14 protein-coding genes are annotated in these 17206 nt (G+C 58.3%); 1 reads left to right on the forward strand and 13 read right to left on the reverse strand.

From position 1 onward, the window contains the following. Window positions 1–105: 105 nt before the first annotated feature. The gene (gene argS, locus IM314_RS12705; RefSeq protein ID WP_028013635.1) at window positions 106–1839 is read left to right on the forward strand and encodes an arginine--tRNA ligase; all 1734 of its coding nucleotides are present in this window, start codon (window positions 106–108) and stop codon (window positions 1837–1839) included. Between the two features lie 34 nt (window positions 1840–1873). Here argS and IM314_RS12710 read toward each other — a convergent pair whose 3' ends face one another. The 13 genes from IM314_RS12710 to IM314_RS12770 all read right to left on the reverse strand — a co-directional run. Then, complete coding sequence (locus IM314_RS12710; RefSeq protein ID WP_041911995.1) at window positions 1874–3013, reverse strand: glycoside hydrolase family 105 protein; 1140 nt, start codon at window positions 3011–3013, stop codon at window positions 1874–1876. Between the two features lie 4 nt (window positions 3014–3017). After that, window positions 3018–4601, reverse strand: coding sequence for an MFS transporter (locus IM314_RS12715; protein ID WP_045631221.1), 1584 nt, complete (start codon window positions 4599–4601; stop codon window positions 3018–3020). A 263-nt stretch (window positions 4602–4864) separates the two neighbouring features. Beyond that, a complete protein-coding gene (locus IM314_RS12720; protein ID WP_028013640.1) occupies window positions 4865–5257 on the reverse strand; it encodes a flagellar protein FlhE in 393 nt (130 codons plus the stop codon). Beyond that, window positions 5254–7332 (reverse strand): flagellar biosynthesis protein FlhA, encoded by a 2079-nt coding sequence (gene flhA, locus IM314_RS12725; RefSeq protein ID WP_028013641.1) that lies wholly within the window; start codon window positions 7330–7332, stop codon window positions 5254–5256. The genes IM314_RS12720 and flhA overlap by 4 nt, the downstream gene beginning before the upstream one ends. Continuing rightward, window positions 7325–8473, reverse strand: coding sequence for a flagellar biosynthesis protein FlhB (flhB, locus tag IM314_RS12730; RefSeq protein ID WP_041909432.1), 1149 nt, complete (start codon window positions 8471–8473; stop codon window positions 7325–7327). Before flhB ends, flhA begins: the two co-directional genes overlap by 8 nt. Before the next feature lie 148 nt (window positions 8474–8621). After that, on the reverse strand, window positions 8622–9266 hold the full coding sequence (gene cheZ, locus IM314_RS12735; RefSeq protein ID WP_028013643.1) for a protein phosphatase CheZ: 645 nt from the start codon (window positions 9264–9266) through the stop codon (window positions 8622–8624). A gap of 10 nt (window positions 9267–9276) precedes the next feature. Next, a complete protein-coding gene (cheY, locus tag IM314_RS12740) occupies window positions 9277–9666 on the reverse strand; it encodes a chemotaxis response regulator CheY (protein WP_000763862.1) in 390 nt (129 codons plus the stop codon). A gap of 17 nt (window positions 9667–9683) precedes the next feature. Next, on the reverse strand, window positions 9684–10733 hold the full coding sequence (locus tag IM314_RS12745) for a chemotaxis response regulator protein-glutamate methylesterase (protein ID WP_014884341.1): 1050 nt from the start codon (window positions 10731–10733) through the stop codon (window positions 9684–9686). Further along, entirely contained in the window at window positions 10730–11596 is an 867-nt protein-coding gene (cheR, locus tag IM314_RS12750) for a protein-glutamate O-methyltransferase CheR (protein WP_014884342.1), read from the reverse strand. Before cheR ends, IM314_RS12745 begins: the two co-directional genes overlap by 4 nt. Window positions 11597–11615: 19 nt before the next feature. After that, window positions 11616–13217, reverse strand: a complete 1602-nt coding sequence (gene tap, locus IM314_RS12755; RefSeq protein WP_041909430.1) for a methyl-accepting chemotaxis protein IV — start codon at window positions 13215–13217, stop codon at window positions 11616–11618. A gap of 44 nt (window positions 13218–13261) precedes the next feature. Beyond that, complete coding sequence (gene tar, locus IM314_RS12760; protein ID WP_193358907.1) at window positions 13262–14929, reverse strand: methyl-accepting chemotaxis protein II; 1668 nt, start codon at window positions 14927–14929, stop codon at window positions 13262–13264. An 84-nt stretch (window positions 14930–15013) separates the two neighbouring features. Continuing rightward, window positions 15014–15976, reverse strand: a complete 963-nt coding sequence (locus IM314_RS12765; RefSeq protein WP_193358906.1) for a spore coat U domain-containing protein — start codon at window positions 15974–15976, stop codon at window positions 15014–15016. Beyond that, a partial coding sequence (locus tag IM314_RS12770) for a fimbria/pilus outer membrane usher protein (RefSeq protein WP_193359401.1) occupies window positions 15973–17206 on the reverse strand: 1234 nt, incomplete at its 5' end. The genes IM314_RS12765 and IM314_RS12770, both read right to left, overlap by 4 nt.

Here is a 17206-nt window from a genome sequence, read left to right on the forward strand (position 1 = left end):
CCCCGCAATGCTGACGCCAGAAGGCATTTGCAGTATACTCCCGCCCTAAATTCTTTAACTGGCGCGGGCGGTTGTAAGCCCGCATCAAAAACGTAAGGTATCCAGGTGAATATTCAGGCTCTTCTCTCCGAAAAAGTCAGTCAGGCACTGATTGCCGCAGGCGCACCTGCGGATTGCGAACCGCAGGTTCGTCAGTCAGCAAAAGTACAGTTTGGCGACTATCAGGCTAATGGCGTGATGGCAGTGGCTAAAAAACTGGGCATGCCGCCGCGACAGCTCGCTGAGCAGGTACTGACGCATCTGGATCTCTCCGGCATTGCCAGCAAAACCGAAATTGCTGGTCCGGGCTTTATCAATATTTTCCTTGAGCCTGCGTTCCTGGCGAGCCACGTTGACGCGGCGCTGAAGTCTGACCGTCTGGGCGTTTCCCAGCCGGAAGCGCAGACCGTGGTGGTCGACTACTCTGCCCCGAACGTGGCGAAGGAGATGCACGTAGGCCACCTGCGCTCCACCATCATCGGTGACGCCGCGGTACGCACCCTTGAATTCCTCGGTCACAAGGTGATCCGCGCGAACCACGTGGGCGACTGGGGCACCCAGTTCGGCATGCTGATTGCTTACCTGGAAAAACAGCAGCAGGAAAACGCGGGTGAAATGGCGCTGGCGGACCTGGAAGGGTTCTACCGCGAAGCCAAAAAGCACTATGACGAAGACGAAGCCTTTGCCGAGCGCGCACGCAGCTACGTGGTGAAGCTGCAGGGCGGGGATCAATACTTCCTCGAGATGTGGCGCAAGCTGGTTGACATCACCATGTCCCAGAACCAGCTTACCTATAACCGTCTGAACGTGACCCTGACTCGCGACGACGTGATGGGTGAAAGCCTGTACAACCCGATGCTGCCAGGCATTGTGGCGGACCTGAAGGCCAAAAACCTGGCGGTGGAGAGCGAAGGCGCAACGGTAGTGTTCCTTGATGAGTACAAAAACAAGGAAGGCGAACCGATGGGCGTGATTATCCAGAAAAAGGATGGCGGCTATCTCTACACCACAACGGACATCGCGTGTGCGAAATACCGTTACGAAACCCTGCACGCCGACCGCGTGCTGTATTACATCGACTCCCGTCAGCACCAGCACCTGATGCAGGCGTGGACTATCGTGCGTAAAGCCGGTTACGTGCCGGACTGCGTGCCGCTGGAACACCACATGTTCGGCATGATGCTGGGTAAAGACGGCAAGCCGTTCAAAACCCGCGCGGGCGGTACCGTGAAGCTTTCCGATCTGCTGGACGAAGCGCTGGAGCGCGCCCGTCGCCTGGTGGCGGAGAAGAACCCGGACATGCCTGCTGACGAACTGGAAAAACTGGCCAACGCCGTCGGTATCGGCGCGGTGAAATACGCGGATCTTTCCAAGAACCGCACCACCGACTACATCTTCGACTGGGACAACATGCTGGCGTTTGAAGGCAACACGGCGCCGTACATGCAGTACGCCTATACCCGCGTGCTCTCCGTGTTCCGCAAGGCGAACATTGATGAAAGCGTGCTGGCGAATGCGACAGTGACCATCACGGAAGATCGTGAAGCACAGCTGGCGGCGCGTCTGCTGCAGTTCGAAGAGACGCTGACGGTTGTCGCGCGTGACGGCACGCCGCACGTGATGTGTGCTTACCTGTACGATCTGGCGGGTCTGTTCTCCGGCTTCTACGAGCACTGCCCTATTCTGTCTGCAGAAAATGAATCGGTGCGTAACAGCCGCCTGAAGCTGGCTCAGCTGACGGCGAAGACCCTGAAGCTGGGTCTGGATACCCTGGGTATCGAAACCGTAGAACGTATGTAAAAAAGAAACCCGGCAAACGCCGGGTTTTTTATTATCAGAAGTATTTCCGCAAATACTCTGTCAGACAGAGAATCGCCATCGCCTGGCCATACGGCATCGACGTCAGCGGGATCTGGCGATAAAACTCAAGATCGCTGCCCATTCCCGTCCCGAACGACGTTTGCAGCAACTCCCCTTCCGGCGAGATATTTTTCACGATGCCGCGAATCGCTTTTTCAGCAACGTCAGCATATTCAGGCTCAACATAGCGCTTCCGCACCGCTTTCAGGATCCCGTAGGCAAACCCTGCCGTGGCGGATGCCTCCAGGTACGAGTTCGGATCGTCCAGCAGCGTATGCCACAACCCGCTTTCGTCCTGACATTTTGCCAGCGCGGCAACCTGCGCCTTCAGCACCTGCACCAGATAACGGCGCACGGCGTTGTTTTCCGGCAGATCCACCAGCTCAAGGAAGTCCGGGATCACGATGGTCAGCCAGCTGTTGCCGCGCGCCCAGCGGGCCCGGGCAAAGTTATGATTGCCGTCGTAGCTCCAGCCGTGGAACCACAGCCCCGTCTCCCGGTCCATCAGGTTCTGCACGTGGAGCAGGAACTGATAGATCGCCTCCTCTACGTACTCCGGCTTATTCAGCAGCCTGCCGATTTTCGCCAGCGGCAGCACCGTCATCATCAGCGTGTCGTCCCACATCTGCTGATGATTCTCTTCCGCCAGCGTGATGTGCTGCATGCCGCCGTGTTCGGTGCGTGGCATTTCATTCATCGCCCACTCCGCCCAGCTTTCCAGCCACGGCAGCCAGGCCGGGTTTTTGCTCTCTTCGTAGCGATAGGCCAGCGTCAGGAACGGCGACATCGTATTGACGTTTTTGGTGGTGGCGCCTTCCGCAAAGCGGTCGGCAAACCAGCTGTCGATAATGTTGCGCATCCCTTCGTCGCCTGTCTGGCAGTAGTACTGCCAGATGCCATACAGGCCGACGCCGTGCGTCCACTCCCATCCGGCCCAGCCTTTGGTGTCGATCACGCGCCCGTCGTCCAGCCGCAGCAAAAATTCACCCGTTTTATCGTGGATATTGACCAGGTTGTGCGTCACTTTTTGAATCAGCGATTTCAGCTCGTCCCGGGCGATAAAGCGCTCTGGCTGACGCAATAGCGGGCTATGTTTGACAGGCCAAACTTTCATCATCTTAACCTCTATTGTATGTCGAATTGAGTACCGCGCGATCCTTCAGCGAAGATGCCGCTGGCTTATTGCGATTCAGATAACCGATGTTGTTATTGCCCCACAGTGACTCATAAGGCATACCGGCCAGCATCTCGACGGTGGCGCGGGCGTGTGGCGTCGCTGACTCCGGCATCGCATGACCACACTCACGCATTTTCGCGGTCTCCTCGCGCAGCGTGCTATGGGTCTGCAAATTAAGCCTGAAGCGCAGGGAAACGAGGAAACCGCAGAACAGCACCAGGATGGTGCCCACGCTCAGGATCAGCAGAATGGTGTGGCTCACTTCAGCAGGCTGTACCTTCTGACCGCTGACAAAGCCGGACATTTGCATCACGATGCCTACCAGCATCACCGCACCGGCCTGTGACGCCTTACGGGTCAGGGTCATGATGCCGGCGAAAATCCCTTCCCGGCGCTGGCCGGTGATCGCTTCATCCACGTCAGCAATGTAGGTATAGGTATTCCATGGCACGTAGTTAATACCGCCGCGACCCAGCCCAGCCACCGCAGAGATCAGCAACAGCAGAGCGTAGACGTCGCTCAGACCGGCGTAATAGAGCATGGCGTAAGAGAGAGACGCCAGGCCAAACAGCACCACCACCATGCGGTAGGACGGCGCAGGTCCGAAGCGAATACACAGCGGGATCATCCCGATCACGGCGAGGAACTGGAAGATAGCCATCGTGCCCAGCAGGTTGGACGCCATTGACGCTTCCTGCATCAGCACAAACACCACGTAATAGGTGAAGACTGCGTTAAATACGTCCTGCGCAATGTAGCCGCCGAGGTACATGCCAAGATGCTGGCGGAAAATCTTGATGCGCAGCGTAGAGCTTAATTCGACAAACAGACGATTGATGCTTTGCCCCAGCGTCAGTTTCTTCTTCTCTTCTTCGGCACGCAGCGCCGCTTCAGACCACTCCTCACGCGGGCGCTCCCAGGTAAAGAACCAGACAAAGGTCAGCATCAGGGCGCACAGCACGGAGAAAACCAGGCTTGCGTAAAAGAATGAGATGGCGTTGTCTTTACCGAAGTGGGTGAGCAGGATCCCCGGCAGGAAGGAGGCCAGAATCGCTGACATCTGCGCCATAGAAATACGCGCCCCGGAGAACTTGGTTTTCTGTTTGAAGTCGTCGGTCATTTCCGGCACCAGCGTCTCGTAAGGCACCAGAATCATGGTGTAGACAATATCAAACACCAGATAGGTCAGCAGGTAGTACCAGAAATTCATGTCCCCTACCCACATCAACGAGTAGCTGAACACGCACGGAATGCCTAGCAGGATAAAGAACTTACGGCGACCAAAGCGCTTTCCAGGCCAGGTCGTACCGAAGTTATCCGTCAAAAAGCCCATTAACGGGCTGACAACAGCATCCAGCACCCTCGCAGCGGCGAAGATGAAGGTTGCTTCAATCGGTGTGAGTCCACAGAAGGTGGTATAAAAATACAAAAGCCAGGCCGCCGTCAGGGCGGTCGTACCAGCCCCGAGAAAATCGCCTGCCCCGTAAGCAAGATAATTTGCGAGTCCAATTTTACGTGTTTTCATTGCCGTCAACCCTAAGCAAATTTGGGAGACTCCCTGCAAGTAAGGCTCATCGGGGAGTTTTTACACGGCTACAGTAAATGCAACGACGTCCTGATACCTTTCTGTTTCTGCCATCACGGGCAGGGTAAATGGCAAAAATGCAAAGAGTTGCGTCACGCGTGTCACTAATTTATAAAACAGCGTTTCTGTTGCATCAAAAGGTGAGGTCAATTTTGCGAGACAGCCATCAGAATTGACTGATGGCTGGTGACAAAGGCAGGCAGCTAGCGGTAGTTGACGATGACAGAATTGCTCTGCACCTTCAGCGCCGGGATCAAACGTCCTCCGCCCGGCACTTCCCAGATAAAACGTAAAGGTTCAATGGCCGGCACGCCGTTGAACGCCTGCGTTGTGCCATTTTCGCCGTCGATTTCCGTGCAGCGGGTCTGTGAGCAGAGGCGCACCCGCAGTCCGGCTGGCGTTGGGCCAATCAGCCTGTAGTTCCACACCACCATTCCCATCTGACCAGAAACCGTTTCAGAGGGCGACAGCGGATTAGAAGACATGGCGACACCCCGGTTGCTGAGGGTCACGCCCATGCTGCTTGCCTGCCAGGTCCCTTCCCCGGCAGCCTGAGCCGCCAGCGGGAAGAGCAAAATCCATAGCCATTTCATTATTTTCCTCCAATCGTTGCCGTCATACGGATATGGCGGTTATCCGACAGCTCCAGATTCGACAGCACAACAAGCTGATTCAGGCTGCGGCGCAGGAAGCGCGACAGCAGCGGACGCAGCGCGTGGTTGACCAGCAGCACCGGCGGCGCGCCCAGCATCTCCTGACGCGCCAGCGCCTCCTGAGTTTGCTCCAGCAGGCGATCCGCCAGGCCAGGCTCGAGGCCGCCGCCGCCCTGCAGGGCCTGCAGCAGCAGGCGTTCAAGCGGCGTATCGAGTCCAATCACCTGGACTTCGCCGGTCCCCGGGAACCACTGCTGGGTGATCGCACGCCCCAGCGCCACGCGCACCACCGCCGTCAGCTCGTGCGGATCGCTCTGCAGCGGCGCATGCTCGGCAAGGGTTTCCAGGATGGTACGCATATCGCGGATCGGCACTTTTTCCTCAAGCAGGTTTTGCAGCACCTTGTGCAGCGTAGTTAACGTCAGCACGCCCGGCACCAGGTCTTCTGTCAGCTTCGGCATCTCCTGCGTCACGCGATCGAGAAGCTGCTGCGCTTCCTGACGGCCAAACAGCTCTGCCGAGAATTGCCCAATCAGGTGATTAAGGTGGGTTGCCACCACGGTACTGGCTTCGACAACCGTATAACCCTGAATTTGCGCCTGCTCTTTCAGCGCGCTTTCAATCCAGATTGCCGCCAGGCCAAAGGCCGGATCGACGGTCTGCTCGCCCGGCAGCGTGCCTGCTGCAGTGCCAGGGTTAATCGCCAGCCAGCGTCCCGGATAAGCATCGCCGCTGCCAATTTCAACACCCTTCATCAGAATACGATAGCGCGCAGGCGGCAGGTCCATATTGTCCTTGATATGCACCACCGGCGGCAGGAAGCCCATGTCCTGAGCGAATTTTTTACGGATGCTGCGGATGCGGCCGAGCAGCTCGCCATCCTGCTGGAAATCCACCATCGGGATCAGGCGATACCCCACTTCCATTCCCAGGGAATCTTCCAGCTGAACGTCGTTCCAGGTCGCTTCAACGGCCTGGGTGTTCTCCGGCATTTTCACCGGAACCGGATCCGCAGCCGGCCTGGTCTCACGGCCACGCATCCACCAGGCTAGCCCCAGCAGCCCCGCCGTAAACAGCAGGAACACGAGGTTTGGCATCCCCGGCACCAGGCCGAGCAGCCCGAGCACCGCAGCCGCCAGCAGCATCACGCGCGGGTTACTGAAGAGCTGGCCCACCATCTGCTCGCCAACGTCCTGATCGGTACTGACGCGGGTCACGATAACGCCCGCCGCCGTGGAGATAACCAGCGCCGGGATCTGTGCGACCAGACCGTCACCAATGGTCAGCAGCGTATAGCTTTCCGCCGCGTGGCCCATGTCCATCCCGTGCTGCAGTACCCCCACCAGCAGGCCGCCGACCACGTTAATCACCATGATCAGGATGCCCGCGATGGCATCCCCGCGCACAAACTTACTCGCACCGTCCATGGAGCCGTAGAAGTCCGCTTCCTGGGTCACTTCCGCGCGGCGCTTTTTCGCTTCATCTTCGGCGATAAGCCCGGCGTTCAGATCGGCGTCGATCGCCATCTGCTTGCCCGGCATCCCGTCCAGCACAAAGCGCGCGCCCACTTCCGCAATACGCCCTGCACCTTTGGTGATAACCATAAAGTTGATGATCACGAGGATAACGAACACCACGATACCGATAGCGAAGTTCCCGCCCACCAGGAAGTGGCCGAAGGCCTCGACCACCTTACCCGCCGCTGCCGCGCCGGTGTGGCCCTCCATCAGGATGATACGCGTGGAGGCCACGTTCAGCGCCAGCCGCAGCAAGGTGGTAAACAGCAGAATAGTCGGGAACGCGGCGAACTCCAGCGTGCGCTGGGTGAACATCGCCACCAGCAGCACCATAATGGACAGCGCAATATTGAAGGTGAAAAGCAGATCGAGGATGAACGCCGGGAGCGGCAGTACCATCATCGACAGAATTAACAGGATGAGGATCGGCCCGGCGAGGATCTGCCATTGGGTCGATTTCAGGTTGCCGGGCAGGCGCAACATTGCCACCAGATTAGCCATCAGTGTCCTTCTCGTTCATAAAATCCAGCGCGGCAGGCACCGGAAGGTTCTCAGGTTTGACAGGCCGTTGACCGCCGGCCAGACGCCAGCGCTTCAACTGCCATACCCAGGCCAGCACTTCCGCCACCGCGGCGTAGAGCTGTCCAGGGATCTGTTGTCCGATATCCGCGTGGCGGTAAAGGGCTCGCGCCAGCGGAGGCGCTTCCAGGATCGGCACGCGATTTTCGGTACCAATTTCCCTGATGCGCAATGCAATCAGCCCCGCCCCTTTTGCCACCACTTTCGGCGCGCTCATTTTGTTTTCGTCATAGCGCAGCGCCACGGAATAGTGCGTCGGGTTGGTAACGATGACGTCCGCTTTCGGCACATCTTCCATCATGCGGCGACGGGCAGCGGCACGCTGCATCTGCCGGATGCGCCCCTTCACGTGCGGGTCACCTTCCATCTGCTTATATTCGTCGCGGATGTCCTGACGTGACATTCGCAGTTTCTTGAAGTGGGAATAGAGCTGGAAGATAACGTCAAAACCCACCATCGGAATAATGCTGAGCACCACCAGCAGCGCGCAAAGCCCAACCAGGTTCAGCGCATTGCTCATCGCGGTAAGGGGCGACTCGCTGATAAGGCGCATCATTTCGGGCCAGTGGTACCAGAGGAAAAATCCTGCGGAACTGCCCATCAGCACCGATTTGAGAATAGCCTTGAGCAGCTCGGCCCCGGTCTGCGCCGAGAACATTTTCGCAATGCCCGGCAGCGGGTTCAGTTTTGAAAATTTAGGTTGCAGCGATTTTCCGCTAAAGACCAGCCCGCCCAGCATCACCGGGGAGACCAGCGCCACCAGCACCACGCCGGTAATCAGGGGCAGCAGCGCAACCATGGCCCCTTTTATCAGCTGAATAATCTGGCTGAGGATCAGATTCGGGTCGTTGACCATGCTGTGGTCAAAACGTAAGCCGGTGGAGAGCATCCCCGCCAGCTTGCGGGCGAGCGACTCCCCACCCCACCAGATAATGCACACGCCTACGATAAGGATCAGCAGGGAGGTCAATTCTCGGGATCGGGGGATCTGCCCTTCCTCACGCGCCTTTTCTAGTCGGTGGGGTGTGGGGGCTTCCGTTTTGTCGTCGTTCTCTTCTGCCACAGTGCATGCTCAGCCCATTACGTCACGGGTATCATGCCAGCGCAGCGGAAATCCAATGGCGGGAAAAGCCCGTTTATTCGGGCTCTTTTCGGTGATTTTGTCGTAAACCGCCTCAGGCGGCGTAACCCCCCTGAGGCGGAATGGACAATCAGAAGCCGAGGCTGTCCAGCAGGTCGTCCACCTGATCCTGGCTTGCCACGACGCCCGCCTTGCTGGCGTCGAGCTGTGGGCCATTGAGCAGGCTTTCGTTCTCGCGTTTTGGACGGGCAGCCGGTTCCGGGATGTTCTCCAGCAGCACCATCAGCAGCTGGCGCTCAATCTCCTGAATCACATCCATCATGCGCTTGATGACCTGACCGGTCAGATCCTGGAAATCCTGCGCCATCATAATGTCCAGCAGCTGGGCGTTGGTGAAGCTGGTGTGGCCCGGCACATCCCCCAGGAACTGACGGGTGTCAGTCACCAGTTCGCGGGCATCCGCCAGCTCGATGGGGTTCTCAAACCACTCATCCCAGCGTTGGGTCAGGGCTTTCGCGCCCTTTTCCATCGCATCCTGATGCGGCTGTGAGGCTTCAACGCTGTTCAGCGCACGCTCAGCTGCCTGAGCGGTCATCTGCACAACGTAGTCCAGACGGTCGCGGGCGTCCGGGATCGCTTCCGCCGCTTCGGCAATGGCCTGATCCAGCCCCAGTTCACGCAGGCTGTCACGCAGCATGCGCGTCAGGCTGCCGATGCGGACGATGATGTCGCTCGGCGAGTGTTCTTCAACGGGTTTCATTGCAGGTTGCATCATCACCAACACCTCACATGCCGAGTTTCTCGAAGATCTTACCGAGCTTCTCTTCCAGGGTCGCTGCGGTGAATGGCTTCACCACGTAGCCGCTTGCGCCCGCCTGTGCAGCGGCAATGATGTTCTCTTTTTTCGCTTCTGCAGTGACCATCAGCACCGGCAAAGACGCCATGCCCGCGTCCGCACGAATAGTTTTCAGTAGCTCCAGACCGTCCATATTCGGCATGTTCCAGTCGGAGATGACAAAACCAAACCCGCCAGCCTGCAGTTTGTTCAGCGCATCCACGCCGTCTTCTGCTTCTTCAACGTTGTTGAAGCCCAACTCTTTCAGCAGGTTGCGCACAATGCGACGCATGGTGGAAAAGTCATCCACAACCAAAAACTTAAGCTCTTTATCCGCCATAAAATAATACTCCTGAGTCAAATACGTATTGCCTGTCCGGCACTGATTTTCGCCAGCATCTGCTGGCTTACCTGGCTAAGATCGACCACTTCGCTCACGCCACCCATATTGATGGCCTCGCGCGGCATGCCGAACACCACACAACTTGCTTCATTCTGCGCAATCGTCCAGGCGCCAGCCTGGTGCATTGCAAGCATTCCGGCGGCACCGTCGTTGCCCATCCCCGTCAGGATCACCCCAACGGCGTTGCGCCCCGCATGTTTCGCCACCGAATGAAACAGCACATCCACCGACGGACGGTGCCGGTTAACCGGCGGTCCGTCATGAATTTTGATTTGATAGTTAGCGCCGCTGCGCGCCAGCTCCATATGCTTGTCCCCCGGCGCGATATACGCATGTCCCGGCAGCACGCGCTCGCCGTCTTCCGCCTCTTTCACGCTGATCTGGCACAGCTTGTTCAGACGTTCGGCGAAGGAGCGGGTAAAGCCAGGCGGCATATGCTGCGTGATCAGAATACCCGGACTTGAAAGCGGCAATGGCTGGAGTACATGGCGAATTGCCTCTGTTCCTCCGGTTGACGCCCCAATAACCAGCAGTTTTTCCGAGCTGAGTAACGGTCCGGCCTTCAGGGTTGCCGGCGCGGCCATCGGCTTGTGGGCCGCGAGCTTCGCGCGCGAGGCGGTGCGAATTTTCTCGGCGATCATCTCGCTGTACGCCAGCATCCCCTCGCGAATGCCGAGCTGCGGTTTGGTGACAAAATCCACCGCCCCCAGCTCCAGCGCGCGCAGAGTGATTTCCGAACCTTTCCCGGTCAGGGAGGAGACCATCACCACCGGCATGGGACGCAGGCGCATCAATTTCTCAAGGAAATCTATGCCATCCATGCGCGGCATCTCGACATCCAGCGTTAGCACGTCGGGGTTATATTTTTTAATTAAATCCCGCGCTACCAGCGGATCCGGCGCAGTGGCCACCATCTCCATGTCGCTGTGGCTATTGATGATTTCAGTCATGATCTGACGCATCAGCGCTGAATCATCGACAGACAATACCCTGATTTTACTCATGCTTTTTCCTTACTCAGCGCATATACCGTTTGCCCACGCAGGCTAAACTCACGCGCGAGGTTGCTGAAGTTTTCCGAATGCCCGGCAAACAGTAAACCGTCAGGCTTGAGCAACGGAACAAACCGACGCAGAATGTCCTGTTGCGTCGTTTTATCAAAATAGATCATGACGTTACGGCAAAAAATGGCGTCGAAAGGCCCCGGCACGTTGTACTGCTTATCGAGCAGGTTAACGGGCGCGAATTCGACGCAGTTCGCCAGCTCCTGGCGTACGCGAACCAGGCCTTCATGCGGCCCCGTACCGCGCATGAAGTAACGCTGCAGCTGCTGCGGCGACAGCGTTTTCAGCTCGTCCTGGCGATACACGCCGTTACGCGCCTTCTCCAGCACCTCGGTGTCGATATCGCTGGCGTAGACTTTCCAGCGTCCCGGCGCCATGCCCAGCGTGTCTGCAAGGGTGATCGCCAGCGAGTACGGCTCTTCGCCCGTTGAGGCGGCCGCACTCCATACGCGATACTCCCCGGTGCGACGGCGCGCGTGCTCGGCCAGAACCGGAAAGTGGTGGGCTTCACGGAAAAAGGCCGTCAGGTTGGTCGTGAGTGAGTTAATAAAAGCCTGCCACTCCGCGCTGTTCTGGTTCGCTTCGAGCATGCTCAGATAGCGGCCAAAATCATCCAGCCCCAGCGTACGCAAGCGCCGCACCAGTCGGTTGTAGACCATGTCCCGCTTATGATCCGCAAGCACGATCCCCGCACGCTGGTAGATTAACTGACATATCCGACGAAAATGCGCGTCGGACAGCGCGAGGCGCTGTGTCATCTGCAACAATAATGACGTTTGCCCAGGGGGCATTGGTGATGTCATAGCGCCTTCTTAATTACATTCAGGATACAACTGGCACGGCCTGCGACCGCCCGACTTCTGTTACTGCTTCAACGTGCTCTTTCACATTAAATACCGCGACCAGCCCGGTGAGACGATCCGCCTGGCTGGCCAGCTGATCGGTTGCCGCTGCCGCTTCCTCAACTAACGAGGCATTCTGTTGCGTCACCTGATCCATCTGGCTAACGGCCTGAGCCACCTGCTCTATCCCGCGACGCTGTTCGTCCGACGCCGAGGCAATCTCGCCCATGATGTCGTTAACCCGCGTCACGGAGGTGACGATCTCGTGCATGGTATGCGCCGCCGTATCCACCAGGGCAGACCCCTGCTGGACGCGAGAGACCGACTCTTCAATGAGGGACTTAATCTCTTTCGCCGCGTTGGCGCTGCGGCTCGCCAGGTTTCGCACTTCACCTGCCACCACCGCAAACCCACGTCCCTGCTCGCCGGCGCGCGCCGCTTCCACGGCGGCGTTCAGCGCCAGGATGTTGGTCTGAAACGCAATACCGTCAATCACGCTGATGATGTCGCCGATCTTCTGCGAGCTGGCGGCAATCTCCTGCATGGTGCTGGCCACGTGAGAGGCCTGATCTCCCCCTCTCTTCGCCGTCAGCGCCGCCTGTTTTGACAGGTCAGACGCCTGACGCGCGTTATCGGCGTTCTGGCTTACCGTCGCGGTCAGCTGTTCCATACTGGCCGCCGTCTGCGCCAACGACGCCGCCTGCTGCTCGGTGCGGGACGAGAGATCGTTATTCCCCGCCGCAATCTCTGAGATCCCCGTATGCATGGCATAACTGCCCTGACGCACGTCGGATACCGTTTCCCGCAGCGACCCCTGCATGGCCTTCAGGCTGGCAAAGATCGCCGAAATTTCGTTTTTGCCAAACACCGCCACCGGACGCGCCAGATCCCCCTTCGCAATACTGTCGAAGTGGCTGCTGATAATCGCCAGCGGCTGCACAATCATTCTGCGCGCCCAGAGCAGCGCCCCGCCGGTCAGCAGCCCCGCCAGAATCACAACGACGGCAAAGATAACGCCAGACATGTGATAGCTGGTGCGGCTTGCTTCACCGGCGCGCAGAACAGACTGATTGATATCCTGCTGCCATGCGTCAAAGCTGCCGTCAAACGCCGCCTGAGATGCCTGGACCGGAGCGGTCATGAAGTCCGAAAGCTGGTTGTTCTCAAGCCAGGTCGCCTGGTGGTCCAGATCGCTGTACCACTGCTCAAAGTTCTTTTTCATGGCCGCCTTCAGCGCTTTCTCTTTCTCGCCGTCGGCCGCCTGCGCCGTGAAGGCCTTAAACTGTGCGTCTGCCTGCTTCAGGCTGTCGCGCGCCGTTGCCATCAGCGCCTTAATGTCATCCGGCGGATAGCTGAGCGCGGTTAAGGTTCCTGCCTTGTTCAGCGCAGTGCTTGCCTGCAACAGCACGGCACGCGTTTGTGCCAGTGCGGAGCGCTGCTGATTACTCGCCTCAACGTCCTGCAAATTCTGATAGCCATCGCGAAACGCCCAAAAAGACAACCCGTTACTGCCAACCTGCAACACACCGCAAAGGATCAGAATCAAAAACAGTGTGGTCGAGATACGAATACGATTTAACATCCACGCTCCCATCAAGCGGCAAGCAGCCGCGGTTTAATTGTCAGTCAAAATGTTTCCCAGTTTTCATCTTGTCCGGTCGTTGCAGCACGCGTGCGGGTGACCGCCGTGTCGGCGGCTGGCGCGCGGTACGTAGCTTGCGCAGTGACCGTATTTCCAGCAAGTGAAGCGAGACGAAACGCCGAGACGGCCATCTTCAGACGGCTCGCCTGGTCTTCCAGCGCAGCGGCCGCCGCAGCGGACTCCTGCACCAGGGCGGCGTTTTGCTGTGTCACGCGGTCCATTTCCGATACCGCCAGGGCAACCTGGTCGATTCCACGACTCTGCTCATCGGACGCAGAGGCGATTTCACCCATGATGTCCGTCACGCGGGTAACGGCATTCACGATGTCATTCATGGTCTCCCCGGCACTCTCCACCAGCACGGAGCCGGTATCCACGCGGGAGACGGAGTCTTCAATCAGGGATTTAATCTCTTTTGCCGCGTTGGCGCTGCGGCTGGCAAGGTTGCGCACCTCCCCGGCCACCACCGCAAACCCGCGCCCCTGTTCGCCCGCGCGCGCCGCTTCCACGGCGGCGTTGAGCGCGAGGATGTTGGTCTGGAAGGCAATGCCGTCGATGACGCTGATGATGTCGGCGATTTTCTTCGAGCTGTCGGCGATTTCGTGCATGGTTTTCACCACGCCATCCACCACGCGACCGCCGCGCTGCGCGGTTTCGGAGGCGCTTTCCGCCAGCTGAGACGCCTGGCGGGCGTTATCGGCGTTCTGCTTCACGGTTGCGGTGAGCTGCTCCATGCTGGCGGCCGTCTCTTCCAGCGCCGACGCCTGCTGCTCGGTACGAGATGAGAGATCGTTATTCCCCATCGCGATTTCGCTGGTGCCGGTATAGATCGCCTCGGATCCGTTACGCACGTTGGCGACGGTCTCGATCAATGAACGCTGCATGTGGTCGACGCTGTTGGCCAGCTCGGTGATCTCGTTACGTCCGGAAACGGTCAGCGTTTTGGTCAGATCGCCAGAGGCAATCTCGCGAATATGGGCAATCACGCGGCCGAGAGGGTTTAGCAGGATGTGGCGAATGCCGTACCACACAGCGAACAGCACAATGACCAGCGCCAGGGCCAACACCGCCATCTGCCATTTCGCAAAGCGGTAGTCATTCTGGCTTTCAGTAAAGGCCGAGTGATACAGATCGCCGCTGGCCTTCGCGTATTCCCCCAGCGCCGCGCCGAGTGCATTTTGCATCCCCTGCGTCGGCTGTGCGAAGTAGGCGTCCATGTTGCCGCTCTCCAGGAACTGGATCAGCTCCGTCAGCCCGGCATAGTAGGCGCTGTATTTTTCATCAATGTTCTGGCTCACCTGCGCCATAGCAGGCTGCGGTGCGATTTGCCTGAAGGCGGCGTAGTGTTTAGCCGCGTCGGCCAGCGTGGCCCGGGCATTTTTTAGCAGATCGTTTTTCGCGCTGCTCTGCTGATTGTTCGGATCCATCATCATGCGCGCGGACGAGCGGCTCAGGTTGATGCGCGTTTGCAGCATCAGATCCCACGTCGACGTGAGCTCACTCTGCTGCAGGCGGAGATCGTTTGAGGCGGCGAAACTGTCCTGGTTCTGTTTTAAAGACGAGAAAAAAAGCCCGCCGGAGATAAGCTGAAGTAGTGCGAAAATGACCAGCACCATCATTAGCATTGTGACAACGCGGATACGGTTCAACATACAACACCTTCTCATAGATTTATTAACGGTGTTATCGGCACAGGCCACAGGAACTTTACATTTGCGAAAGGGAAAAGCGCGGGGTTAAAACGCGACGTCAACAATCAGCGTATCGGTGTAGGTGCCGGCGGGCGGCGTGGCCTGACTGGTCAGAACTTTGGCGGAGTAGTTATAGGTACGCAGCAGGCCGTCGGCGCTGACCAGCGAGGAGGTCGCGCTGGTCCAGCGTTCGCTGCCGCTGCTGCCCCAGCGGTTAGTCGTGGCTTCTTTATAGATGTCATAACTCAGGTAGTTACTGCCGCTCACCATCCGGCGCACGTTATTCAGCGCGTTGGCACCATTGTTAATCCCGATGGTATAGGTACTGCCTTTGGTACAGGTGACGGCAATCGCCTGCGAGACCGTGGGGAAATTTTGCACCAGCGGCGCACTGCTAAAGTTGACGTCCGGCGTGGTCATGGCGCTGCAGTCGTTGGTGACGTTCATGTTAAGCAGAATGCTGGTCGTTGCGGTCCCCGTTTGTGGGGTGGTACACAGACCCAGCACGCCAATCGAGCAGACGTTATAGTTGATGCTGAAGGTCAACAGCACCTGATACGGACCGGCCGTGACGTTTTGTCCGGGCACCGTTCGGAAATAAAGAGGAATGTTGTACCGTTTTGACCCCAGCAGGCCAAGGAGCGTGTTACCACTCCATGTATATGCCTTACTGATTTGCACTTCACTGCTGCTTGCACATCCCGACAAACCGCATAAGCGCGTGGGGATCACATCCGTAATGGCCGCGTTGTCGGTGCGCTTCATCGTGGCACGACTGTTCCCCGATACGGACGCCGCTGTGTAGTTAAGCGTCACCGAGTCATTGGTCAGGAGATTGAGCACGGCATCACACGCCACCACCAGCGTACCGGTCGTTTCAACCTCGCCCGTGCCGCTGAGTGCGAACGAGGTGACGCTACCAAACGACGCATTGACCGTACTGACGGTGCACGCCGCCCAGCCGCCGCCGGAAAACAGCAGCAACATCCACAGCAGCAGGCGCCTCATAGCCCCTCCCGGCACACCAGTGGACCGTAGGTTTGCAGCTTGTGCTCCGGATTGGCGCCCACTGTCAGCGTGGCTTTGCAGCGTTTTCCGTCAGGTGATATCACCTCAAGCGGATTCACGTCGCTGAGATTTTCCAGCCAGGCGATGCCGTCATACCCCACCACCGCGTTTTTGCGCGAGACGCGTCGGACCTGGCTTCCCACCGGCAACGCTTGCCCGTGCACATCATGCAGAATAACGCTGGCCACCCGCTCCTGCTCCATCGGGAAATCGACCAGATAGCCGCTGTGACGGCGAATGGCGATCCGGCGCTCCGTCTCTTTCAGGCGGGTATCCGCCGGCAGGTTCAGGGTATCAATGCGGTAGCTGGCCGGATAATACGCCGACACCCCGCTGACCAGCAGGTAACCGTTATTGTTCGTTTTACCAACGGGCTGGTTCTCATAGCTGACGGGCACGTCCGGATGACCGTCGGTACTGATGACCACAAACGCATCGTTGATCTTATTCGCGGCAAACAGCTCGCCGTCCATCAGAACAATCGCGCCCATCGCCTCCCCCCACCAGGTCATCATGTCCCTTTCGCCATAGCCGCCACCCTGCAGTTCAATATTGTTATTGCGCCAGCCCAGCGTACCCTGCTGATAATCGCTGGATTTTGACTGGTTGGCCCAGGCCATGTTCCAGCTAAACCCGCCGTCAGAAGGCATAGAGTGGTTATAGTTAAGGCGCTGCGAACTGCCTGCATCCGGGGTGTTTTCGAAGGTGACGGCAGCGCTGTCGCGTTCCCCCAGCGGCACCTGCAGCGACAGCGCAACCGTCCAGTCCCCACGCTGCTGGTCCCGGCTGCCGGCCAGGTAAATGCTGCTTGCCCCCCAGAGATTGCGGCTCCAGGAGAGATTCAGCAGTTCCGTTTTCTGGCTGTCAAAGCTCTCCACGCCGATCCAGGCCGCGCCGATATTGCCGTACTGCCCCAGATTGAAGGTCAGAGAATACTGGTCCGTATTGCGGCTAAAGCTGGCGACGGGTCGGTCATTTTCGTCATACACCGTCGGCTGATCGTAAAGAGCGAGATTGCCAAAGCCGCGATCGCGACGGGTGTGCTGGGTAGCGACGCTAAATTCGCTGGTGCTGTACTGATAGCCCCAGCTGATTTGCCCGCCGTTGTCTCCGCGCATGCGGCTTTGTGAGTAGGCCGTATTCACCACGCCAAACCGCCCCAGCTTTATC

Origin of the sequence: Enterobacter cloacae complex sp. P42RS, assembly GCF_014930595.1 — a bacterium.
Lineage (GTDB): Bacteria > Pseudomonadota > Gammaproteobacteria > Enterobacterales > Enterobacteriaceae > Enterobacter > Enterobacter bugandensis.